Below are 20,863 nucleotides of genomic sequence, written 5' to 3'. Positions count from 1 at the left end.
TCCTGTTTGCCCAAGAAGCCAAGGAAAGCCAATGCCTCCGCTGCCCCCCGCCGCCTCGCGCCCGATGGTCGGAATCGCCCTGAAACTCGGATCGGTGCTCGTGTTCATCGTCATGTCCGCGCTGGTCAAGGCGGTGTCGGACACGGTGCCGCCGGGACAGACGGTGTTCTTCCGATCGTTCTTCGCGATCCCGGTGATTTTGGTCTGGCTGGCGTGGCGGCGCGAGTTGCGGATCGGGCTGAAGGCCGAAAGCCCCATCGGCCATGTCTGGCGCGGTGTGGCGGGCACGATGGCGATGGGCCTGGGGTTCGCCGCGTTGGCCTATCTGCCGCTGCCCGAGGTGACGGCGCTGAACTATGCCGGGCCGCTGTTGACCGTGGTGTTCGCCGCGATGTTTCTGGGCGAGGAGGTGCGTGCCTTCCGCCTCAGCGCCGTTGCGCTGGGCTTCGTCGGTGTTCTGATCGTGCTGTGGCCACGCCTGTCGCTGACCGAAGGCGCGATCGAGGAGGCGGCGCTGTTGGGCGCGATGCTGGCGCTGACGGGCGCGGTCTTTACCGGGCTGGCGCAGGTGTTCGTGCGAAAGATGGCGTTGGTGGAGCGGACGTCGGCCATCGTGTTCTACTTCTCGCTGACCTCGACAGTCGCATCGCTGATCACGATTCCCTTTGGTTGGGTCTGGCCGACGCCGTGGCAGACGGCGGTGCTGGTGATCATCGGGCTTCTGGGCGGGGTGGGGCAGATCCTGCTGACCTCCAGCTATCGCGAGGCCGATGCCTCGGTCGTGGCGCCGTTCGACTATGCCTCGATGCTGTTCGCGCTGCTGATCGGGTATTTCGTCTTTTCCGAGGTGCCGAGCGGGACGATGCTGCTGGGCGCTGCGGTCGTGGTCTTTGCCGGCTGCCTGATCATCTGGCGCGAGCATCGGTTGGGGTTGGAGCGGACCCGCCAGCGCAAGGCGATGTCGCCGCAGGGATGAGGCGGGTTCCGTGGCGGATTAATGCGCCCGCCGTGCCGCGGTCTTCATCCGCATGTCGCAAAACATCCCCATTAAAGCTGGGTTAATAAAGCGTTAGGGGGATTCCCATGTCGATCACCACCGGCGGCGTCACCACGTCGTTCCAAAACAATGCGGGCAACTCGTTCGAATCGAACCTGAGCATTGCCAAGTCCAGCCAGGTCATCGCCGATTACATGGCGGCGAACGGCAAGGGCGCGATTTCGAAACAGGATCTGGAGCAGATGGCGCAGAACGCACCTGCCGATGTCGCCGCCGCCGCGTCCTACATGCTGAAGCACGAAGACGTCTTCACCGCGATCGAGACGCATGACGTCGCGACCAAGGATGACTTCTCGGGCGTGTGGAACTTCGAATGGGCGGCTAAGGGCGGTCTGGACGGCACGGCGATCGATGCCATCGCCAAGATGGAAGACGCCTTCGACCGCGCCATCGCGAAATCGTCGGAAATCACCGAAAAGACCACGGTCGCCAAGACCGAACTGGACGCGACCAAACAGCGCCCGCAGAACTGATCCTCATGGCAGGGCGAGCTGGCGCAGCGTCTCCAGCCCGCCTTGCAACCCCGCGATCTGGTCGAACATCAGCGGGGTCAGAAAGGTCAGATACAGCACGATCAACAGCGAATAGAGCAGGTTCTTGATCGCCAGCGAAAGGTCGAACACATGCAGCTGCGGCGCCATGCGGGACAGGAACGCCATCATCACGTCGGCGATCAGGATGGCGATGACGATCGGGCCGGTCAGGACCAGCGCGATCTGCAGGATGCGGTCCAGCACGGACAGGATCGCGGCGGGGGCGGCATCGCCGATCACCGGGGCGAAGCTGGTCGCGGGCCACAATTCATAGCTGCCATAGAACGCGCCGAGCAGGAACAGGAACCCGCCGGACATGAAGAACAGCGCCACGATGGTCACGCTCAGCAGCGTTGCCGTGACCGAGGTTTCGCCGGACGACAGCGGATCGACAAGCTGCGACATGGTCGATCCGCGCTGAAGGTCGATCAACTCTCCCGCGGCCTCGGCGGCCCAGAACGGGATGCCGAAGGCAATGCCGATCACCGCGCCGATGGCTGTTTCCTTGGCGACGAGCCCGGCAAGCTCGAACGCCGTCGGCAATTCGACCGTGGATGCGAAGACGGCGGGCACCACCGGCAATGCGATGGCGAAGGCGGCGGCGGAGCGGATCATCCCCGTCAGGCCCAGCCGCATGAAGGCGGGCGTCAGCATGATCATCCCAATCGCCCGCGCCATCCCGACCGAGATGGCAACCAGCAGCGGATAGGCCACCTCGGTCAGGATCGCGGTGATCGCGCCCAGTTCCATTCAGCGGGTGATCTGCGGAAAGATGTCCAGCATCCGGCTGGCCAGCGCGCCGACCTGCACCGCCATCAGGCTGCCCGCGAAGATCACGACCAACATCACCGCGATCAGCTTCACCGCCTGCGGCAGCGTCTGGTCCTGGATCTGCGTCAGCGCCTGGAACAGGCCGACCGCGACGCCGATCACGATGGCGACCAGAAGCGCCGGTGCCGACACCATCAGCACCGTCATCAGCGCGCGGTTCATCTCGGCAAGGAAGATTTCCTGTCCCATCATCAGCCTCCGTAGCTGAGGATCAGGCCGTGCATCAGGCGCGACCACCCTTCGACCGCGACGAACAGGAAGATCTTCAGCGGAATCGAGATCAGCGTGGGCGACACCATCATCATCCCCATCGCCATCAGCACGTTCGCCACGATCAGATCGACGACAAGGAAGGGGATATAGAGCAGGAACCCGATCTCGAACGCGCGGGTCAGTTCGGATGCGACGAAGGCCGGGATCAGCACGATCAGATCGTCGTCGTTCAGCGCGGCGCGCGCCTCGGGCGACCAGACGCTGCTTGATGCCTCCATGAAGAAGGCCCGCTCGCGTTCATCCGCGAACCGCTCCAGATAATCGCGCAAGGGGGCGGCCAGCGCGTCGGCCGCGCTGAGTATGCCGTCCAGCGTGTCGATCCGGATCGGGTTGGCCTCCATCGCCAGATACATGTTCCCGACCAGCGGCGTCGTGACATAGACGGTCAGGATCAGCGCGATGCCATACAGCACGAGGTTGGGCGGCGATTGCTGCACGCCCAGCGCGTTGCGGATCAGGAACAGCACGACCGAGATCTTCAGGAACCCCGTCATCGTCACGATCGCCAGCGGCAAAAGCCCGATGGTCGAGATGACGATGATAATGGCCAGCAGGTTGGGTTGGAATTCGGTCATCGGGCCTTCGCGTCGAAAAGATGCAGGATGCGGATACCCGCGCCCGCGCCGATGGAAACCTGCGTGCCGCGCCCCAGGACGCGCCCGCCGATCACCAGATCGCAGGCGGTATCGGCAAAGCAGGCAAGGGGCAGCACCGCGCCGGGTTCCAGCGCGTTCAGGTCGGCCAGCGTCATCTGCGCGGCGGCCAGGTCGAAGCAGACAGGCGGCTCGGGATAGGCGGCGGGCAGGGGCAGCAGGTCCGTTTGCGCCACCGGGCCATTGTCGGTCAATGCGACCGCGGCGGCGAACCCATCCCCCGCCAGAAGCCGCGCGGGGCCGGGCTCCAGCAGGATCACATCGCCGGGGGAAAGGTCGGCGATTTCCGCCGCCGTCAGGAATTGCTGGCCCAGCCGAAGCGTGACGGGCACCGCCACGCCCGAGGGATCGGGCAGCTCCGGCGCCTCCATCAGATCTTCCAGCGCCTGTGCCAGCGGCGCCGACAGGTGCAGCGAAAGATGCAGCGCGCCGATGGCAACGTCGAAGGCGACCGGGGGCAGATCGCGATCGCCCGGTTGGATGGCGCCCAGTTCAGCCTCGATCATGGTCAGCAGGTCAAGACAGGCGAGTTCCAGAAGCATGCCCTGCTGCGCGGCATCGACGGGGCGCGGAGTGTTCAGTGGCTCCAGAATCCAGTCCATCGTCTCTGGCGGGATTTCCAGAACCGCCGTCTGGCCGCCGACCGAAAAGCCGTGACGCGCCGTTTCGGGCAGTTCGCGCCAAGGACCGAAATTCAGAACGGCGCCCCGCGACGGCAGGGGAAGGCTGCGGACCGATTGCACTGGCGTGGAATCGGCCAGCGCCTTGGCAAGCTGCGCCACGCCGGGTTTGAAATCAGTCATCGGTGTCCTCGTCGGCGGGGCGGGGCGTCGCAAGGCGCAGCTTCTCATGGCCAAGAACAGCGCGGCGCAGGTCGCGCTGCCGTGCGTCGGCATCGATGCGGGCATCTTCGACGCTGCTGGCGCTGGCGCGATGCGTCTCTGCCAAGGCTTCGCGGTGGTGCGATGCGTGCCGGGCGCGGATATCGGCATCGGTCAGGTCGGCCATGGTGAAGCCGCGAGCGATCATCGCGTCATGCAGCATGGCGTCCTGTGCGGCGGCGTTCCGGTCGTGACGCGCGATGGACGCCAGCGCCTCGGCTTCGGATGCACGGGCGGCGGCAAGGCGCGCCTCGGCCATCGCTGCGGCGTGGGCGGCGCGGGTCTCGCGCAAGGCGCGCAGGCGCAGAAGGGGGCGCAGGTCGGTCATGCGAAGATCGCCTCCATCTGCGCCAGCGTATCGCCCGCCGGGCCGGATTGGCGCAGGAAGGCTTCGATGGCAGGGACGAGCGCGATGGCGCGGTCCACCCTGGCATCGCTGCCAGCGCTATATTCGCCGATCCGCAGCAGAAGCTTCATTTCGTCATGCGTGGCCAGCGCGTCGCGGATGTCGGTCGCGAGTTCCTGCTGCCGTGCCGGGGCGACGGCGTTCATCAAGCGCGAGCGGCTTTGCAGGATGTCGATGGCGGGGAAATGCCCGCGTTGGGCCAGATCGGGCGACAGCACGATATGACCATCGAGGATCGACTTCGTCTCCTCGGCCACCGGGTCCAGCGATGCGTCGCCCTCGGTCAGCACGGTATAGAGCCCGGTGATCGACCCGCGCTCTCCGGGTCCCGCTCGTTCCAGAAGCCGGGGCAGGGCCGAGAAGAACGAGGGCGGAAAGCCGCGCCGCGTCGGCGGCTCGCCCGCGGCCAACCCGACTTCGCGCTGGGCGCGGGCAAAGCGGGTGACCGAATCCATCAGCAACAGCACGTCATGGCCAAGGTCGCGGAAATGTTCGGCCACCGTCGTCGCGGTATAGGCGGCCTTGACCCGTTCAATCGCGGGGCGGTCCGACGTGGCGACGACGGTGACGGTGCGGGCGCGCGCCTCGGGGGGGAGGTGGCGCTCCAACAATTCGCGCACCTCGCGCCCGCGCTCTCCGATCAGGCCGATGACGATGACATCCGCCGCCGTTCCCCGCACGATGGCCGACAGAAGCGAGGATTTGCCTGTGCCGGGCGCGCCGAATATGCCGACGCGCTGACCCCGCGCGACCGTCACCAATCCGTCGATGGCGCGGATGCCAAGCGGCAGGGGTTGGTGGATGATCTGGCGCGACAGGGCGTCGGGCGGGTCGCGATGGACGGGCTGCGGTGCGCCGTCGATGGGTGCGCCGTCCAGCGGCTGGCCCATCGGGTCGATGATCCGGCCCAGAAGCGCGCTGCCCACGGGGATATGCAGCGGGCGGCCGGTCGGGATCACCTCGCAGCGACTCGAAAGCCCTTCCAGATCGCCCACGGCGGCAAGGATGGCCAGATCGTCCTGAAATCCGATCACCTCGGCCGGGACCATCCGGCCCGTCACGGGATCGCGCAGGTGGCACAATTCGCCGATGCGGGCGGCGGGCAGGCTGGCGTGGATCAGGATGCCGCGAATCTCGCGCACGCGCCCGCGCATGGGTCGGGGATCGGTCGCTGCGGCGGCGCGGGCAAGGCGCGGAAGGATCGTGTCAAGCTGGCTCATGCCGCGCCCATGGCCGTGCGGATCGCCTGAAGCTGGGCGTCGATGCTGATGTCGATGCTGCTGGCCGGGCTGGACAGGATGCATTGACGGCCCGTCAGGTGGCGGTCCGCGGTGACGCGCAGGTCCAGCCCCCGAAGCTGCGCCTCCACCTCGGCCAGTGCGGGTTCGGGGACCGAGAGGGTGATCGCCTCGGTCCCGCGAAAGGTTTGCAGCGCGCGGCGGGTTGCGCGGGCGATCAGTTCGGCATCCGTCGCGCCGTCGAGGATCTGGTCGATGATGCGGAAGGTCAGATCGACCAGTTGCGGCTCGATGCCAGCAAGATAGCGGTCCACCTGCGCTTGGGTGGCAAGCAGAAGCGTGGCGGCGTCGGTCTCGCCCTGCTGGCGGCCATGGGCGCGACCTTCGTCGCGGGCGGCGGCGATTTCGGCATCGACCGTGGCGCGCAGGGCGGCGGCCTCGTCTTTGGCGCGGGACAGGAAGGCGAAACCGTCCTGCCACGCCTCGGCCTCGGCGGCGCGGATCACGCGGGCGGTGGGGCGGTCGGGCAGGGTCATTCCGTGTCCATCAGGCGGCAAAAAATGCGGGGGCCGAGCGTCAGGATCTCGTCGTCATCCGTGTGGGGCAGGCCGCCATCGCAGGGCCATTGCAGCGCGATGCGGCGGCGTTCCGCATCGGGCAGGTCCGCCAGCCATGCGGCAAGGCAGGCAGTGCCCGCGTTGTCGATAGCCGTCGCCAGCGCATCTGGGTCGGTTGGTGCGATCCTGTCCCAGCCCAGATCCACATGCGCGCGGGCATCGTCCAGCGCCGGGCCAAGCCGTGCGGACAGGTCGGCGATCACGGGCCCCCGGATCTCGCGCACGAAGCTGCGGGCATAAAGCACCGCACCGGCGCGCTTGGCGATCCCCTCCAGCACCGTGCGGGCGGGGGCGTCGCCGCTGTCCAGCATGACGGCGATCCGGCTTGCGAAACGCGGCTGCACCAGCAGCTTTGCCGCGACATCGACGGGGATGGGGGGATCGAAGGCGGCGGCAAGGCGGGCGGGATGCGGCGTCACTTGCGAACCTCAAGCAAGTAGGTCTCGGCCTGCCCACGCTTGCGCCAGACCATCCAGCCAAGCGCCGCGCCCAAGACCGCCGACAGCCCCGCCAACGCGGTCAAAAGCGCGACGAGGCGCGCGCGGCTGGTCTCCAGCACCCAGATGCCCAGCACATTCGCCAAGGGTTGCACGGTCGGGTCCAGGCGCGCCGCGGCCACCACCGGCACGACCGACACCTTGTCATAGGTCAGCCCCGCAATGCCGTTGGCGATCAGCGTCTTGATCTGCGGGATCAGCGTGGCGACGTCCAGACCCGCATCGTGCCGCACGAAAACGGAGGCCGAGGACGGCTGCGCGCCCTGCCGCAGCGGATCGTTCTCGGGCAGCACGATATGGACCCGGGCCGCCTGGATGCCGTCGATTTCGGACACGGTGCGCGACAGTTCCTCGGACAGCGCGAACAGCATCCGCGCGCGCTCCTGCATGGGCGAGGCGACAAGCCCGTCCTGCTGGAACACTTCGCCCATGGAGGCGAATTTCTGCTGCGGCAGCCCGGCCTGTTCCAGAAGCGCGACGGCTTCGGCAAAGCGGGCCTCGTCCACGCGGACGGTCATGGCGCCGTCGTCCTGCATCAGGCGGTTGGCGGGGATGCCGCTGCGTTCCAGCACGGCGACGATGCGGTTCGCTTCACGCTCGTCCAGATTGGTATAAAGATCTTCGCGGCAGGCCGAGAGGGTCAGGAGGGCCAGTGCGGCCAAGGCAAGTCTGGCGCGCATCACTGGCCGCGCAGAAGCGTGTTGGCCGCGCCGGAAACCTGCGTCGCGCCGCGCACGACAAGCTGCGTTTCGATCGCGTGATCGAACATCAGGCCAAGCGACTGGATCGCGCGGTCCATCTGGCTGTCGTTCACGGGTGCCGCGTCGGGCTGCGCGGGAAGGGTCGGCATATGTCCGGATGGCAGGCTGACCAGCGCGCTGCCGGTTGGCTGCTGCGACAGCTCGCGCGTGCGGTCGGCAAGGCTGCCGCTGCGTTCGATATAGCCCTGCAGGTTCTGCATGACCTCGCCGCCAAGCTGCTGCGGGCCGGCGCCCTGCGACAGCCCTTGGGCATTCGCGGCGGCATGTTCGAACAGGTTCTGCGTCTGAACCGCGTCCGTGGGGGCGGCGATGGCTTCGATGGTCATGTTTGTCTCCTGCGCGGTGGACGGGGGCATGGCCCCCGATCCGGTCTCATTCGTCCGACATCGCCTCGTTCAGGATGTCATTGGCGCGCGGCATGATGATCATCTGGCCGCCGATGGTGACGGCGCCTTCGATCATCATCTCCTCCAGTTCGGGCGTCATCTCGCCGCCCTGCGCATTCTCGATGGCCTTGTCGAAGGCGGCTTCGTCGCCGGAGGCGGAGGTGACGCCATCAGCGCCGGAGATCGGGGTCGTCGCCATGTCTGTGTCCTTTCACGGGTTGGGGATGGCAGTTGCGACGGTTTCGCCGCCGATACGGCCGCGAAAGACGCGGACGTTTGGGTGGTCCTGATCGGGCGCCGCCGGGGCGGGCTGCATGTTCTGCACGTAATCGCGCACCGCCGCGACAAAGGCGGGCGGCCCGGAAACCGAGACGACGCCGGTGCCGCCGCGGATGTCGAAACGGTCGTCGGCGATCTCCAGCCGGTCCAGTCCCGCAATTACATCCTCGCTGCGCAAACTCCCGATGGGCACGGTGCGCGTGGCATATTCGGACGCCGCGCTGACATGCAGCACCGCGCCGTCGAAATACCAGTTCAGCCCGTTCGAATCGCTCAGGCTGTCAAGGAACTCGCCCGCCGTGGTCGCATCGACGCGCCCGCGCACCCGCCCCTTGACGGTGTCCGACAGCGATACGGCGATGCCAAGATTGCGTCCGAAATCGGTGAATGTGGCGCGGATATCCTGATCCAGGACGACATAGTCATAGGGCGCGTCCGACCATGCGGGCACGGCCAGCACAGGGCTGGCAAGCAACGTCGAAAGCAAGGCGACGGCGGCCTGCAGGGATCGCGGAACGAAGGTCATGCCCCGGTGGGACCACAAATTTTATGCAGTTTTATGACAAACTGCGATGGGCGGATTATCGCTAACTTGTCGAAACTATACGTAAAACTTTCACACAAATCCGATTTTTTGCCCGCGACGGCCCGAAATGCTCGGGGCTGATGCAGAACGTGTCGGCAGCCCGTCGTGTGAAAACCTGAATGGAGTGACACCAATGGCAACCCCTCCCGTTTCGTCCGGCGGCGCCGACGCAGCAATCGCCAAGATGGAAGCCGCTTTCGACGCTGCCATCGAGAAATCGGCCAAGATCACCGAGATCACGACCGAGAAGAAGACCGAGCTGGACGCAACCAAACAGCGCCCGCAGAACTAATTTTTCAAAATGCAGGCGGCGCTGCGCCGCCTGCATTTATTTTACGGATTTCATTTGCCCATGACCGCCATGACACATGTTGCGACCGCCCCCCGCGGCGGGCTTATGCTGAACGTGCTGGACGGGCTGCATCGCGGCGTCGTGACCCCCATCGCGGGCGACAGCTGCATGATCGGCTCTGGTCCCGGCTGCGACGTGGTGCTGGCCGACCGCCAGATTGCGCCGGACCATCTGCGTCTGCGCTTCTATGGGCGGCAGGTGGCCGTCGATGCGCTTGGCGGCACTGTGATGATCGAAGGGCGACAGCCGGTCCAGCGTGGCCATGGCTGCCGCACGACGCTTCCCGTGACGCTGGCGCTGGGCGATGCGCGGTTCGAGATCAAGCGCAATGCCGTGCCGGACGGGCGGCGGATGATCGTCGGCCTCGCCTCGGCATTGCTGGCGGTGCTGGCGGTTCTGATCGCCACGCAATCCAGCGGTTTCGGCGTGGCGACCGCCCCGCGCGAGCTGCCTGCACCCGCAGCCCCCGCCATCGTCACCGACACCGACGCCGCAGATCGGCTGCGCGAGCGGATCGCGGCGGCGGGGCTGGACCTGACCGTCATCGCGAACGGCCATCACCTTGCGGTTTCGGGCAGCGTGACCGAGGCAGACTCGCCCAAATGGACGGAAGTGCAACGCTGGTTCGACGGCACCTATGGCGGGCGCAACGTGCTGTCCGGCAACGTGACCGTCGCCGCCCCCGCCACCCCGCCGAAATTCGCGTTCCAGGCCGTCTGGTTCGGTGCGGACCCCTATATCGTCGATGCACGGGGCGAGCGCCGCTATCCCGGTGCTGCACTTCAGCAGGGCTGGATGCTGAAATCCATCGAGGCAGGCGCAATCACCGTATCGCGCGACGGCAAGGACTTTCGGCTGACCCTATGACCTTCCCCGAATGAGCCGAATTTCCCGCCACATGTCCGGCCCCGACCGCCAGCGCCTTGATTCCGCGCTGGTCACGGCGGGGCAAAGCGCCGATGCCGCCACCCGCGCCCAGATCGCGGCGTTCGAATCCATCCTGCGCCAAAGCCGGCGCGGCAAGGCTGCGGGCCGCAATTCGCTGCGCGACGAGATCGAACGCCTGACCATGCCCGAGATCGCCGATCCCGGCATATTCGCCGCCGGCCGGATGAGCGATCTTCTGTCCCATGTGATCGAACAGATCCTGCCGCATCTGGACATGCCGCAGGACGTTCTGGACATCACAGAGGCGATGCTGCGCGAGGAGGTCGAAAGCCAGCGCGAGATTCAGGACCGCATCGGCGAAGGGTCCCCTGCATGAAACCCTCGACCCGCGATCGTGGCGACAGCGCCGATCTGCTGCATTCGCTCGGCTATCTCTATCTCAAAGGCGGGCGGGCGCGGCGGGCGCTTGTGATGCTGCTTCTGGCAAATCAGGTAGAGCCGGAGAACACGGGCATCCTGCGCACCCTGACGGCGGCCCTGATCGAGAACGGATCGTCGCAGCGCGCGCTTGCGGCGCTGAACCGGCTGGCGGAACTGGAACCCGACCGCGGAGAGGCGGCGACCCTGCTGCGCGCGCGTGCCCTGTGGATGATGGGCGACGAGGCCGAGGCGAAACGCTGCTTCGCCGCCTATGTCGCGCAAAGGAACGCGGCATGAACCGGGTGCTGGGCGGATTGAACCGGCTGGCGCGGATGGCCTCGCAACGGTCGGACATCATCGTGATGACCTTCATGATCCTTGCGGTCGTGATGATGGTCATCCCGCTGCCGACGATGCTTGTCGATACGCTGATCGCGGTGAATATCTCGCTGTCGCTTCTGGTGCTGGTGGTGGCGTTCTATATCGGGCGGCCGTCGGATTTTTCGGCGCTGCCGTCGATCATCCTGCTGGCGACCCTGTTCCGGCTGGCACTGTCGATCACCACGACGCGGCTGATCCTTCTGCAGGCCGATGCGGGCCATATCGTCGAAACCTTCGGCAATTTCGTGATCGGGGGCGAGGTGATCGTCGGGCTGATCGTGTTCCTGATTATCACCGCCGCGCAGTTCATCGTCATCACCAAGGGCGCCGAGCGTGTGGCCGAGGTTGCCGCCCGTTTCACGCTGGACGCGATGCCGGGCAAGCAGATGTCCATCGACGCCGACATGCGCAATGGCGACATCGACGCGATGGAGGCGCGGGGCCGCCGTTCGGCGCTGGAACGCGAAAGCCAGCTTTACGGCGCTATGGACGGCGCGATGAAGTTCGTGAAGGGCGATGCGATCACCGGGTTGATCATCGTCTTCGTCAACCTGATCGGCGGGCTGGTCGTGGGGATGATCAACCACGGCATGACATTCGCCGAGGCCGGGCGCACCTATTCCCTGCTGACCGTGGGCGACGGGTTGATCGCGCAGATCCCGGCGCTGCTGATCTCGCTTGCGGCGGGGACGGTGGTGACGCGGGTCGCCAGCGATGCGAACCGCGATCTGGGGACCGAGATCTTCAGCCAGCTCGGCTCGTCGGACAAGCCGCTGTTTCTGGCTGCAGCCGTCTTGCTGGGCGGGGCGCTGGTGCCGGGGTTCCCGACGCTGATCTTCCTTGCGCTGGCGGCCTTGTTCGCGGGCATGGGCATGGCCGTGCGCCGCCGCGTCGCGCCCCCCCAGCCGGAGCCGGTGATCGAGCCCGAGCCCGAAGACCTGCCCGCCGAGGTGGAGAGCGACGGCACGATCCTGTCCGACGGCTCGGCCCGGCACAAGGTCGTGGTCAATGTCGGCCCCACGCTGGGGCAGGCGGTCTGGTCCGACCGCTTCCGTCGCGACACCAACGGGCTGCGCGCGCAGCTTCATGCCGATCTGGGGCTCGACTTCCCCGCCGTGGAATTGCGCATGAAGCCCGAGATGCCCGCCGACCGCTTCCAGATCGACCTTGATGACGTGCCGATCGGCGAGGGAGAGATCCCGCCTGAAATGCTGATGCTGAACGACGATGCGATGCATCTGGACCTGATGGAGATTTCCTATCGCCACGGTCCCGCGATGATCGGCGATGCGCGCAGCACATGGATCGAAGATCACCATCAGGAGGCGTTGGATCAGGCCGGGGTCGGGACATATGACGCCGCGACGGTGCTTAACCTGTGCCTTGGCCAGTCGCTTCGCCGCTATGCCGCGCATTTCATCGGCATCCAGGAAACCCGCGAGATGCTGACCCGGATGGAGGGCGAATACGGCGAGTTGGTGCGCGAGGTCGGGCGTGTCGTGCCGCTGAACCGTCTGTCCGACATCCTGCGCAGGTTGGTGGAAGAAGACGTGCCGATTTCCAACATGCGCGCCATTCTGGAGGCGTTGGTGGAATGGGCGCCGCGCGATGCGGATACGGCATCGCTGACCGAACGGGTGCGCGCGGCGCTGGCGCGGCAGATCTGCCACCGGCACGCGCAGATGAACCGGGTGATCGCCGCCCATGTCACCACCCGCGTGACCGAGGAAGGATTGCGCAGCGCCGTCAAGCAGACCGGCATCGGCCCCAGCCTGCAGCTGGCCGAAGGTCCGGGCCGCGCGCTTCTGGAACAGGTGCGCCGCGAGGAGGGCACGATGCCTTCGGTCCTTTTGACCGCGATGGACCTGCGCCTGCCGCTGCGCCAGTTCCTGCTGCGTCACGGGATCGACATGGCGGTGCTGTCCTATCAGGAAATCGCGCCGGATTACTCGGTGCAATCGCTTTCGCCGATCAACCTTGCCGCGCGCAGGGCTCCGGCGCGGCTGGATACGGCATGAAGGAATGACGACGGAATGAGACGATTGATAGGCATGGCCCTGGCCCTGCTGCTGATTACGGGCCTTGCCGCCACGGCGCAGACCGTGGACGCCCGTTACGGCGAGACGCTGCGGATGCACATGGGCGAGGGTCGGATCATCCGCTTCGACCAGCCCGTGTCGGATGTGTTCCTTGCCGATGCCACGATTGCCGATGTGCGGGTGATTTCGCCGCAGGTGGTCTATGCCCATGCGCTGGAGATCGGGATCACCGACATGATGGCGCTGAACGCCGATGGCGTGACCGTCGGCAGCGTGGAGCTGAGCGTGACCGAGGATGCGCGCCCCCTGGCCGAACGCCAGCGGTCGGTGCAGCCCACCAGCACGATCAGCCTGCGCATGTTCGGCGATGCCCCGTCGGCCAGCGGCAATGCAAGCTCGCTGTCCGAGGCGGTCGACACCGCCGACACGCTGGAAAGCTATGCCGCGCCGGATGGGCCGGTCTTCAACAATTCCACCATGTCGGGGCCGAACCAGGTGAACATCCGGGTTCGGTTCGCCGAAGTCTCGCGCAGCCAGCTTCTGCAATACGGCATCAGCTGGGGCGTGTTCGACGGGGGCGGGTCGTTCAATTTCGGGCTGGTGACCGGGCTGGGGAACGCGCGTGGCGGGAACCTCGGCTATGCGGGGCATAGCTGGGACGGCGGCCGCGTGGACGTGCTGCTGGACGCGCTGCAACAGAACGGCGTGCTGACCATTCTGGCCGAGCCGAACATCACCGCCGTCACTGGCGAAACCGCCAGCTTCCTTGCCGGGGGCGAGGTTCCGGTGCCGGTTCCGGTCGGGGGCGATCAGGTGGGGATCGAATACAAGCAGTTCGGCGTGTCGCTTCTGTTCACGCCGACGATGCTGCCCAATGGCCGCGTGTCGATGCGTGTGCGCCCCGAGGTCAGCAGCCTTGCCGGGTCGGGCGTGGTCGAGATCGCGGGCCTGACCGTGCCGTCCCTGCAGGTGCGCCGCGCCGATACCACGGTCGAGGTCGGAAGCGGCCAGACCTTCGCCATCGCGGGCCTGTTCCAGCGCGATGCCGCCCAGCAGGTGAACAAGGTGCCGCTTCTGGGTGACGTCCCGATCCTTGGGCAGCTGTTCCGTTCCAGCCGCTTCCAGCGCAGCGAGACGGAGCTTGTCATCCTCATCACCCCCTATCTGGTGGAGCCGGTGTCGGAGCGGTCGCTGAAGACGCCGCTGGACAGCCCGCGCGGGGCGATCTCCTCTCCGGTCGCGTCGCGGCCCAAGGTCAATGCGGGGTATGGCTTCTATGTCCAGTAAGCGCGCTTTTCTGGCAGTGATCGTTCTGGCTGGGTGCAATCCGCCGCAGGAGCCGCTGCCCTATTCGCCGAACTATCACTATACCGGCGGGCAGGCGGGGGTGATCCGCAAGGGCTATGACACCCGCGCGGCGATGCTGCCCGATGCCTGCGTCACGCCCGATGTGCAGGCGGATGCGATGTATCTGCCCTCGGGCTGCGCAAACAATCTGAACCTGCAACTGATGGCGGCGAACCAGGGCGATCTGATGCGCGGGCGCACGACCGGCCCCGCGATGGCGGCGCCCGCCGCCCGCGCCGCGCGGCGGGTGATCGACGGGACGCAGCCCGAACCCGAGCCGCTTTCGGGCGAGACGCTGACCACGACCCGCCAGCCGATCGAGTGATGTCAGCCCAGAAGCCCGATGGCCCGCGCCTTGCCTGCGGGCGAGGCGATGGCGCGGATCTTGCGCGCCTCGGCCAGAAAGGCGCGTTTGTCGGCCTCGGGATAGTCGGGGATCTTCACGGCGGCGGCCTGCGCGTCCTGTCCGGCCAGCACCATGACCAGCATCAGGTTGCGGAAATGGCGCGCCTCGGCCCGGACGGACACGGTGTTGGCGCGGGCGGTTTCGATGGAGGCGGCACCCCTGCCGCCGATGGCTTCGGCCAGCGCGATGTTGGACTGGGTGTCGAGGTTCATCGGTTCGATCTCGGCCGCGTCGCGGAAAGCGTCCTCGGCCTGCGCGGCATTTCCGGTCAGGATCAGCGCGGTCCCAAGGCGGTTGTAGGCGGCGCTGGTCTGGACCTTGGGCGCGGCGGCGGCCAGCGTGCGCGCGGCGCTTTCGGTCTGGTCGGCCTGAAGCTGCGCGGTGCCAAGACCCAGCAGTGCCTCGCCATCGTCCGCGTCGGCATTCAGCGCCGTGCGGAAGGCGGCGGCGGCGCGTTCGGGCTGCCCCGCCGCCATCAGCGAATTGCCAAGGCGGGTATAGGCGCCGACCGTGTCCTTCGACGTGGCGGCGGCGCGTTCATAAAGGGTCGCGGCGCTTTCGGCATCGCCCCGTGCGTTCAGATCGTCGGCCAGCTTGATCATCCGCGCCTCGTCGCTTGCCGGGCCGCCTGCGCAGGCCGTCAGGGTCAGGGCAGCCAGCGTCGCCAGAACTTTACCTTGCATCGTCTCACCTTTGACATTCGGGGCCATGTATGAGCGGCGCAACCGAGGAACGCAACCTTCCCGCATCGGACAAGAAGCTGCGCGATGCCCGCGAAAAAGGGCAGATCGCCAAAAGCCCGGATCTGACCACGGGGATGGTGCTTCTGGTCGCGGTGGTGTGGCTGGTGTTCTCCATCGACGCGCAGACCACCCGCGCCGAGGCGCTGTTCCACCTTGTCGCGCGGCGGGTTCATGCCGAACCTTTCGCGGTGCTGTGGCCCGAGCTGCGCGCCCATGCGACGGCGATCCTGATGGGGCTGGCGGTGCCGCTGTTCCTGACGACACTGGCGGCGGTGGTCGCGACCAATCTGGCGGTGATGGGCGGCTTCATCTTTTCCACCGAGCCGCTGTCGCCGAAGTTCGAGAAGATCAACCCGGTCAGCGGCGCGAAGCGCATCTTCTCGATGCGCAGCGTGGTCGAGTTCCTGAAGGCGCTGTTCAAGATCACCGTTCTGGCGGCGGCCTTCGTCATCGTGTTCCGCGCGGGCATCCAGCCGCTGCTGCTGTCGTCATCCTGCGGGCCGTCCTGCATCCGCGCCAGTTTCGAGGGGATTCTGCACCCGCTGGTCGTCACTGCGATCGTCGTGTTCCTTGCCGTGGGCAGCGTCGACGTGCTGGTCCAGCAATGGCTGTTCAAGCGCGACATGAAGATGAGCCGGAGCGAGTTGAAACGCGAACGCAAGGATGCCGAGGGCGACCCGGCCATCCAGCAGCAGCGCCGTCAGCAGCGCCGCGAATTGCAGGCGCACGGGACGAAGACGGGGATCGACCGCGCCTCGATGCTGGTCGGCACGGCGGATGGGTGGGCGATCGGCATCCGCTACATCCGTGGCGAGACGTCGGTGCCGGTGATCGTGTGCCGCGCGGGGCCGGAGACCTCGGCGGGGCTGATCCAGCAGGCGCGGGGGATGCGCATTCCCGTCGTCGCCAATGCGGCGCTGGCCGGTGCCATCGCCCGCGCCGCCCGCAACGGCGAGCCGGTGCCCGCCGCCCATTTCCAACCCGTGGCCGACATCCTTGTCGCCGCCAAGCTGATCTGAGGAAGCCCCATGTTGCGTCGCGGATTTCTGGCCGGTCTGATCCTTGCGCCCCTGCCGTTGCGGGCCGACGAATATGTCGATTTCCTGCTGGGCCCGATGGGCCGCGCGCCGGGGCAGGGCGACCGGAGCACTCAGGCGCGCATCGCGCTGCATACCACCGAGGCGCCCGGGACCATCCTGATCGATACGCAGGCCCGCCGCCTTTACCTGATCGAGCCGGAAGGCGTCGCCCGAAGCTATCAGGTCGGCGTGGGGGCCGAGGGCTTCGGCTGGTTCGGAACCGAGACGGTCAGCGCGAAACGTGAATGGCCCGACTGGCGCCCGCCCGCCGACATGCGCGCCCGCCGTCCCGATCTGCCCGCCTTTGTGCCGGGCGGGCCGGGCAATCCGATGGGGGCGCGCGCGCTGTATCTGGGGCAGACGCTTTACCGCATCCACGGCTCGAACGAGCCGGAGACGGTGGGCGATGCGGCATCTTCGGGCTGTTTCCGCATGACGAATACCGATGTGATCGACCTTTATCCGCGCGTGCGGATCGGGGCGCGCGTTCGGGTGTTCTGATCGCAGGTCGGCGGAAATCCCCGCCTTATCAAGCCCAAAGCGTCATACGCAGGTCACACTGCGACCGTTAACCCTTCGCTAACCCTGCGACTGAAATCCCGAAAGGTTCGTTCTCATGTCCAACGTCACGCCCTCGTCCCCCGTCGATCCCAAATCCGTCGATCTGGACAACACTGCCGCATGGGAACAGGCCAAGGCGGATGCGAAAGAGGCGGGAATTCTGTGGGAACGCCCCGAGGGTGATACGCGCGACGCCAAGACGATATTGGAGGAAAGCGATCTTCTGAAGAACCTTGGCAACCAGTCGGGCGTGCGGGATTCGCTTGAAAAGCGCGTCGGCGGCAAGATCGGCGAGGATGCCGATGCCACCTTCCGCGCGGTGCAGGTGCTGGAGCACATCGAACGGTTCGAGCAGGACGGCAAGACCATCCTCGGCGGTGACATGGGCAACGGCGAGGTGAACGGCTTCCGCAAGAGCGGGCAGGCCGATCATGGCACCGAGGCCGGGCGGCTTCAGGATTTCGGCAAATACGGTTTCGGCCATCTGAACGGCGAATTGCAGCATATCGAAACCGCCGCCGAAGACCCGGAAGCCCGCAAGGAGGCCGAGGCGCTGGGCATCGAATGGGAACTGCCCGAAGGCGACAAGAGCACGGCGCAGGAGATCATCGACAAGAACCCGCTGCTGAAGAACCTTGGCAATCAAAGCAACGTCAAGGAGATGCTGAAAGAGCGCGTCGGCGATTTCGAGAATGATCCCAACGCCGCCCACCGCGCCGCGCAGGTTCTGTATCACGTCGAGAATTACGACAGCGACGGCAAGCGCATCGCCGGCAACGACATCGGCAACGGCGAGATCAACGGCTTCCGCAAAAGCGGCGAGGCGGACAACGGCACCGAGGCCGGGCGGCTTCAGGATTTCGGGAAATACGGCTTCAGCCATCTGAAAGGCGAGATCGGCAGCGCCGAGGGCGCGGGCGACGACAAGGACGCCAAGGCCAGGGCCGAGGCGCTGGGCATCCACTGGGTCCGCCCCGAAGGCGACACCCGCAGCGCCGAGGAGATCATCAACGGCGATCCGCTGCTGAAGAACCTTGGCAACCAGTCGGACGTCAAGGACATGCTGAAGGAACAGGTCGGCGATTTCGAGACCGACGCCGATGCCGCCTTCCGCGCCTCGCAGGTTCTGAAACATATCGAGACCTATGACGCGACCGGCAATTCCACCGGCAACACCAGCGACGGCAAGATCAACGGTTTCACCAAAAGCGGCGAGGCCGAGAACAACACCGAAGCCGGGCGGCTTCAGGACTTTGGCAAATACGGCTTCAAGGCGCTGAAGGGCGAGATGGCCGACACCATCACCCCCGAGATGGACGCCAAGGCAGAAAAGGCCCGCGCCGATGCCGTCAATGCCGCGCGCGAGGAAGCAGGCCTGCCGCCGATGACGGAACAGGACATCGCCAACCTGACCACCACCGAAAAAGGCACCGACGGCAAGAACCTGACCGTGACCGAGGCCGCCTGGCAGCAGGTGATGGCCGACTGGAAGAAGGGGATGGATGACGGGTCCATCAAGGCCGATGACGACCGGGCGAAGCTGTATAACGCGATGAAGGCAGGGGCCTTCATCGACAATGGCGCACAGATGTACACGCTCAGCATCAGCCAGGGCGTGACGACCGGCGCGGTCACCGGCAAGGACATGGAAGGCGTCATCGACGGCGCCAAGGTAGACGAGCAGATCGCCGCGCTGATGAACTCCGAGGCCGTCGGCAAGGATATCGCCGCCGCCCGCAAGACTGCGCTTGGCAAGGTCGAGGGGGGCGACAAGATCGTCGAAGACCTGAAGAAGATGGCCGAAAGCCCTGAATACGCCAAATACATCCAGGAACTCTCGCTCGACCCCGAGAAGAAGCAGGTGGCCGAGGACGACATCGCCGCGACCTATACCTCGCTTCTGGCCGCCGATCCCGAAGCCGCCGCCAAGTTCGCACAGAACATGCAGATCGACACCATGACGATGGAGCTCAACGAGCTCATGGCCGATCCGTCGAAGATCAGCGAGGAGAACCTGACCCTTGCCGGTTCCGATGCGGGAAAGATTCTGCTGACGCTGATCAAGAAGGGCGGTCTGGATCTGGGCCGTCGCGCGGCGGAAATGCAAAAGGCGCTGGAAGGCATCCTTGGCGACAAGAAGACCAATGCCGAATTCAGCAAGGCCCTGCAGGAGATCGGCGCGAAATATTCGCAAACCGGCACCGTCACCACCAAGGATGTCGAAAAGATCATCGGCAACGGCAAATACGAGGGCCTGCAAAGCGGCACGATCCGCGGCTTCTTCGAGGAGATGACAAAGGCGGGCGTGATCGGCTCGCTGGGCGGTGTCGTGTCGTTGGCCTCGGGCATCTATCAGCTTGCGGGCAAGGGCGGCACGCTGGCCGACACGACCGAGGAACGTCTGGCCATCGCCAAGGACTTCGTCAGCTTCGTCGGCGCGGGCAAGCATTTCGCCGATCTGGGCAACTACATCATCGGCGAGCACAACAAGAGCGTCATCGACCACCACGCCGAGATCGACAAGAAATACGTCTCGGAAGACGCCCCCGCCAGCGAGCGGGAAAACGAGAACCGTGAGATCAGGACGCAAGCCGAAATCGACGAGATGAAGGCGCAGAAGAAAGCGTCCTCGTCGCTTCTGGGGCTGGATGCGACGCTGAACGATCTGCTGGGCAAGCCGCAGGCGCCGACACCCGCCGGCCCGAACAACAGCTACGAAGGCTTCCGCAACGCCTTCAGCGAGGCGCTCGATGCGTCGTCCAAAAGCGACAGCTACAAGGAAAAGCTCAGCAAGTTCGAGGTCGAGGACCCCGAAAAGCTGATCAACTCGGTCCAGGATGGCTACAACACCCGTCCGGGCATCGTGGATGCCGACGGCAACCAGGCCAGCAAATGGCACAAGGGGGCTTCCGCTGCCCTATTGATCGCCAGCGCGGGGGCAGACACCTTCGCCGGTGCCGCCGACATCGCGATCGGCGCGCTGACCATCAAGAAGGGCCTCGCCTCGGGCGACGACACGACGACGGCCAAGGGCGCGATTCAGGTCGCGGCGGGGGGCTTCGGCGTCGTGGGCGGCGCGGCCTCGGGCCTCGGGCTGCTGAAGGGGTTGCAATTCGTCAAGGCGGCGGCTGCACCGTCCTTCCTGATCTCGGCCGTGCTGTCGATCGCAACGCTGATCCCGGACATCATCAACGACGTCAAGAAAACCAACCAGATCAACACCTATCGCGACGATATGCAGGACTTCTTCAAGCAGCTTGAAACCCAAGGCCTGCTGACGGAGAACGGTCTGGACAACTTCCGCTTCCTCGACGCCTATATGGAAAGCTATGGCCAGCGCGACGCGCCGGACGGCATCAGCGTCTTCGAATATCGTGCCGATGAGGTGGATCACTTCATCAACTACTGGAACGGCGATCAGGGGCAGAAGGCGGAGGAACGCGGCCAGTTCAGCTCGGGCTTCGGGCTGGACGAGGACAACCACGAAGACTACGCAGGCGACGGCGATAACCTGAACACCGACATGGAAGGGCAGGGCGGAACGTCCTGATCCGAACACGACCTGTCGGCGGCGCGCATCCTGATGATGCCGCGCCGCAGGCGTCAGCGATCTTCGGGCGCGTGGATGAGGCTTTCGAGAGTTGAAGGC

General features: G+C 66.0%; 25 protein-coding genes. 12 read left to right on the top strand and 13 right to left on the bottom strand.

Annotated elements, in window-relative coordinates:
* The first annotated feature begins 31 nt into the window (after nt 1–31).
* Nucleotides 32–976: a DMT family transporter gene (locus E2K76_RS01875; RefSeq protein WP_136682562.1), complete on the top strand. Its 945-nt coding sequence runs from the start codon at nt 32–34 to the stop codon at nt 974–976.
* Between the two features lie 107 nt (nt 977–1,083).
* The gene (locus E2K76_RS01870; protein WP_136682561.1) at nt 1,084–1,530 is read left to right on the top strand and encodes a hypothetical protein; all 447 of its coding nucleotides are present in this window, start codon (nt 1,084–1,086) and stop codon (nt 1,528–1,530) included.
* 3 nt (nt 1,531–1,533) lie between these two features.
* Here E2K76_RS01870 and sctT read toward each other — a convergent pair whose 3' ends face one another.
* From sctT to E2K76_RS01815, 12 genes are read right to left on the bottom strand one after another with little or no spacing between them, the layout of a single operon-like run.
* The gene (gene sctT / locus E2K76_RS01865; protein ID WP_136682560.1) at nt 1,534–2,340 is read right to left on the bottom strand and encodes a type III secretion system export apparatus subunit SctT; all 807 of its coding nucleotides are present in this window, start codon (nt 2,338–2,340) and stop codon (nt 1,534–1,536) included.
* On the bottom strand, nt 2,341–2,610 hold the full coding sequence (locus tag E2K76_RS01860) for an EscS/YscS/HrcS family type III secretion system export apparatus protein (protein ID WP_136682628.1): 270 nt from the start codon (nt 2,608–2,610) through the stop codon (nt 2,341–2,343).
* A gap of 2 nt (nt 2,611–2,612) precedes the next feature.
* Entirely contained in the window at nt 2,613–3,269 is a 657-nt protein-coding gene (gene sctR / locus E2K76_RS01855) for a type III secretion system export apparatus subunit SctR (RefSeq protein WP_136682559.1), read from the bottom strand.
* Nucleotides 3,266–4,150: a FliM/FliN family flagellar motor switch protein gene (locus E2K76_RS01850; protein ID WP_169053176.1), complete on the bottom strand. Its 885-nt coding sequence runs from the start codon at nt 4,148–4,150 to the stop codon at nt 3,266–3,268. Before E2K76_RS01850 ends, sctR begins: the two co-directional genes overlap by 4 nt.
* A complete protein-coding gene (locus tag E2K76_RS20240; protein ID WP_169053175.1) occupies nt 4,143–4,556 on the bottom strand; it encodes a hypothetical protein in 414 nt (137 codons plus the stop codon). Before E2K76_RS20240 ends, E2K76_RS01850 begins: the two co-directional genes overlap by 8 nt.
* The gene (locus E2K76_RS01845; protein ID WP_136682557.1) at nt 4,553–5,854 is read right to left on the bottom strand and encodes a FliI/YscN family ATPase; all 1,302 of its coding nucleotides are present in this window, start codon (nt 5,852–5,854) and stop codon (nt 4,553–4,555) included. Before E2K76_RS01845 ends, E2K76_RS20240 begins: the two co-directional genes overlap by 4 nt.
* Entirely contained in the window at nt 5,851–6,408 is a 558-nt protein-coding gene (locus tag E2K76_RS01840) for a FliH/SctL family protein (RefSeq protein ID WP_136682556.1), read from the bottom strand. The genes E2K76_RS01845 and E2K76_RS01840 overlap by 4 nt, the downstream gene beginning before the upstream one ends.
* Complete coding sequence (locus E2K76_RS01835) at nt 6,405–6,908, bottom strand: hypothetical protein (RefSeq protein WP_136682555.1); 504 nt, start codon at nt 6,906–6,908, stop codon at nt 6,405–6,407. The genes E2K76_RS01840 and E2K76_RS01835 overlap by 4 nt, the downstream gene beginning before the upstream one ends.
* Nucleotides 6,905–7,666 (bottom strand): type III secretion system inner membrane ring lipoprotein SctJ, encoded by a 762-nt coding sequence (sctJ, locus tag E2K76_RS01830; RefSeq protein ID WP_136682554.1) that lies wholly within the window; start codon nt 7,664–7,666, stop codon nt 6,905–6,907. Before sctJ ends, E2K76_RS01835 begins: the two co-directional genes overlap by 4 nt.
* The gene (locus tag E2K76_RS01825; protein WP_220432158.1) at nt 7,666–8,073 is read right to left on the bottom strand and encodes a hypothetical protein; all 408 of its coding nucleotides are present in this window, start codon (nt 8,071–8,073) and stop codon (nt 7,666–7,668) included. Before E2K76_RS01825 ends, sctJ begins: the two co-directional genes overlap by 1 nt.
* Nucleotides 8,074–8,119: 46 nt before the next feature.
* The gene (locus E2K76_RS01820) at nt 8,120–8,332 is read right to left on the bottom strand and encodes a hypothetical protein (protein ID WP_136682553.1); all 213 of its coding nucleotides are present in this window, start codon (nt 8,330–8,332) and stop codon (nt 8,120–8,122) included.
* 12 nt (nt 8,333–8,344) lie between these two features.
* A complete protein-coding gene (locus tag E2K76_RS01815; RefSeq protein ID WP_136682552.1) occupies nt 8,345–8,938 on the bottom strand; it encodes a type III secretion protein in 594 nt (197 codons plus the stop codon).
* 193 nt (nt 8,939–9,131) lie between these two features.
* Here E2K76_RS01815 and E2K76_RS20235 point away from each other — a divergent pair, with 193 nt between their 5' ends.
* Genes E2K76_RS20235 through E2K76_RS01785 form a run of 7 tightly spaced genes read left to right on the top strand, consistent with a single transcriptional unit; the run spans nt 9,132 to nt 14,750 of the window.
* Complete coding sequence (locus tag E2K76_RS20235) at nt 9,132–9,290, top strand: hypothetical protein (protein ID WP_169053174.1); 159 nt, start codon at nt 9,132–9,134, stop codon at nt 9,288–9,290.
* 60 nt (nt 9,291–9,350) lie between these two features.
* Complete coding sequence (locus E2K76_RS01810; RefSeq protein ID WP_169053173.1) at nt 9,351–10,217, top strand: SctD/MshK family protein; 867 nt, start codon at nt 9,351–9,353, stop codon at nt 10,215–10,217.
* Nucleotides 10,218–10,227: 10 nt separating this feature from the next.
* Nucleotides 10,228–10,614: a hypothetical protein gene (locus tag E2K76_RS01805; RefSeq protein WP_136682550.1), complete on the top strand. Its 387-nt coding sequence runs from the start codon at nt 10,228–10,230 to the stop codon at nt 10,612–10,614.
* Nucleotides 10,611–10,955 carry a type III secretion apparatus assembly chaperone SctY gene (gene sctY, locus E2K76_RS01800; RefSeq protein WP_136682549.1) on the top strand — a complete coding sequence of 115 codons (345 nt, stop codon included), beginning with the start codon at nt 10,611–10,613 and terminating at the stop codon, nt 10,953–10,955. Before E2K76_RS01805 ends, sctY begins: the two co-directional genes overlap by 4 nt.
* On the top strand, nt 10,952–13,057 hold the full coding sequence (gene sctV / locus E2K76_RS01795; RefSeq protein ID WP_136682548.1) for a type III secretion system export apparatus subunit SctV: 2,106 nt from the start codon (nt 10,952–10,954) through the stop codon (nt 13,055–13,057). The genes sctY and sctV overlap by 4 nt, the downstream gene beginning before the upstream one ends.
* A gap of 15 nt (nt 13,058–13,072) precedes the next feature.
* On the top strand, nt 13,073–14,365 hold the full coding sequence (locus E2K76_RS01790) for a type II and III secretion system protein family protein (protein WP_136682547.1): 1,293 nt from the start codon (nt 13,073–13,075) through the stop codon (nt 14,363–14,365).
* Nucleotides 14,355–14,750, top strand: a complete 396-nt coding sequence (locus tag E2K76_RS01785; RefSeq protein ID WP_181952879.1) for a hypothetical protein — start codon at nt 14,355–14,357, stop codon at nt 14,748–14,750. The genes E2K76_RS01790 and E2K76_RS01785 overlap by 11 nt, the downstream gene beginning before the upstream one ends.
* A gap of 2 nt (nt 14,751–14,752) precedes the next feature.
* Here the strand turns inward: E2K76_RS01785 and E2K76_RS01780 are convergent, their stop codons facing one another.
* Nucleotides 14,753–15,514 (bottom strand): tetratricopeptide repeat protein, encoded by a 762-nt coding sequence (locus tag E2K76_RS01780; RefSeq protein ID WP_169053172.1) that lies wholly within the window; start codon nt 15,512–15,514, stop codon nt 14,753–14,755.
* A 29-nt stretch (nt 15,515–15,543) separates the two neighbouring features.
* Between E2K76_RS01780 and E2K76_RS01775 the strand changes: the two genes are divergently transcribed.
* The 3 genes from E2K76_RS01775 to E2K76_RS01765 all read left to right on the top strand — a co-directional run bounded on the left by E2K76_RS01775 (nt 15,544) and on the right by E2K76_RS01765 (nt 20,764).
* Nucleotides 15,544–16,593: an EscU/YscU/HrcU family type III secretion system export apparatus switch protein gene (locus E2K76_RS01775; RefSeq protein WP_136682545.1), complete on the top strand. Its 1,050-nt coding sequence runs from the start codon at nt 15,544–15,546 to the stop codon at nt 16,591–16,593.
* Between the two features lie 9 nt (nt 16,594–16,602).
* On the top strand, nt 16,603–17,154 hold the full coding sequence (locus E2K76_RS01770; RefSeq protein ID WP_136682544.1) for a L,D-transpeptidase: 552 nt from the start codon (nt 16,603–16,605) through the stop codon (nt 17,152–17,154).
* Between the two features lie 115 nt (nt 17,155–17,269).
* On the top strand, nt 17,270–20,764 hold the full coding sequence (locus E2K76_RS01765; RefSeq protein ID WP_136682543.1) for a hypothetical protein: 3,495 nt from the start codon (nt 17,270–17,272) through the stop codon (nt 20,762–20,764).
* Nucleotides 20,765–20,863 lie beyond the last annotated feature (99 nt).

The organism is Falsirhodobacter xinxiangensis, assembly GCF_004959935.1.
Classification (GTDB): Bacteria; Pseudomonadota; Alphaproteobacteria; order Rhodobacterales; family Rhodobacteraceae; genus Falsirhodobacter; species Falsirhodobacter xinxiangensis.
The sequence above is the reverse complement of the archived record's forward strand: the minus strand, read 5'-3'. Positions and strand labels throughout refer to the sequence as shown.

Bases quoted from the DNA above. Each gene is read 5' to 3' on its own strand.
- E2K76_RS01850 (WP_169053176.1), bottom strand. From the start codon at position 4,150: ATGACTGATTTCAAACCCGGCGTGGCGCAGCTTGCCAAGGCGCTGGCC.
- sctV (WP_136682548.1), top strand. From the start codon at position 10,952: ATGAACCGGGTGCTGGGCGGATTGAACCGGCTGGCGCGGATGGCCTCG.
- sctY (WP_136682549.1), top strand. From the start codon at position 10,611: ATGAAACCCTCGACCCGCGATCGTGGCGACAGCGCCGATCTGCTGCAT.
- E2K76_RS01870 (WP_136682561.1), top strand. From the start codon at position 1,084: ATGTCGATCACCACCGGCGGCGTCACCACGTCGTTCCAAAACAATGCG.
- sctR (WP_136682559.1), bottom strand. From the start codon at position 3,269: ATGACCGAATTCCAACCCAACCTGCTGGCCATTATCATCGTCATCTCG.
- E2K76_RS01790 (WP_136682547.1), top strand. From the start codon at position 13,073: ATGAGACGATTGATAGGCATGGCCCTGGCCCTGCTGCTGATTACGGGC.
- E2K76_RS01845 (WP_136682557.1), bottom strand. From the start codon at position 5,854: ATGAGCCAGCTTGACACGATCCTTCCGCGCCTTGCCCGCGCCGCCGCA.
- E2K76_RS01820 (WP_136682553.1), bottom strand. From the start codon at position 8,332: ATGGCGACGACCCCGATCTCCGGCGCTGATGGCGTCACCTCCGCCTCC.
- E2K76_RS01815 (WP_136682552.1), bottom strand. From the start codon at position 8,938: ATGACCTTCGTTCCGCGATCCCTGCAGGCCGCCGTCGCCTTGCTTTCG.
- E2K76_RS01860 (WP_136682628.1), bottom strand. From the start codon at position 2,610: ATGGGACAGGAAATCTTCCTTGCCGAGATGAACCGCGCGCTGATGACG.
- E2K76_RS01780 (WP_169053172.1), bottom strand. From the start codon at position 15,514: ATGCAAGGTAAAGTTCTGGCGACGCTGGCTGCCCTGACCCTGACGGCC.
- E2K76_RS01765 (WP_136682543.1), top strand. From the start codon at position 17,270: ATGTCCAACGTCACGCCCTCGTCCCCCGTCGATCCCAAATCCGTCGAT.
- E2K76_RS01825 (WP_220432158.1), bottom strand. From the start codon at position 8,073: ATGACCATCGAAGCCATCGCCGCCCCCACGGACGCGGTTCAGACGCAG.
- sctJ (WP_136682554.1), bottom strand. From the start codon at position 7,666: ATGCGCGCCAGACTTGCCTTGGCCGCACTGGCCCTCCTGACCCTCTCG.
- E2K76_RS01775 (WP_136682545.1), top strand. From the start codon at position 15,544: ATGAGCGGCGCAACCGAGGAACGCAACCTTCCCGCATCGGACAAGAAG.
- E2K76_RS20240 (WP_169053175.1), bottom strand. From the start codon at position 4,556: ATGACCGACCTGCGCCCCCTTCTGCGCCTGCGCGCCTTGCGCGAGACC.
- E2K76_RS20235 (WP_169053174.1), top strand. From the start codon at position 9,132: ATGGCAACCCCTCCCGTTTCGTCCGGCGGCGCCGACGCAGCAATCGCC.
- E2K76_RS01840 (WP_136682556.1), bottom strand. From the start codon at position 6,408: ATGACCCTGCCCGACCGCCCCACCGCCCGCGTGATCCGCGCCGCCGAG.
- sctT (WP_136682560.1), bottom strand. From the start codon at position 2,340: ATGGAACTGGGCGCGATCACCGCGATCCTGACCGAGGTGGCCTATCCG.
- E2K76_RS01785 (WP_181952879.1), top strand. From the start codon at position 14,355: ATGTCCAGTAAGCGCGCTTTTCTGGCAGTGATCGTTCTGGCTGGGTGC.
- E2K76_RS01810 (WP_169053173.1), top strand. From the start codon at position 9,351: ATGACCGCCATGACACATGTTGCGACCGCCCCCCGCGGCGGGCTTATG.
- E2K76_RS01805 (WP_136682550.1), top strand. From the start codon at position 10,228: ATGAGCCGAATTTCCCGCCACATGTCCGGCCCCGACCGCCAGCGCCTT.
- E2K76_RS01770 (WP_136682544.1), top strand. From the start codon at position 16,603: ATGTTGCGTCGCGGATTTCTGGCCGGTCTGATCCTTGCGCCCCTGCCG.
- E2K76_RS01875 (WP_136682562.1), top strand. From the start codon at position 32: ATGCCTCCGCTGCCCCCCGCCGCCTCGCGCCCGATGGTCGGAATCGCC.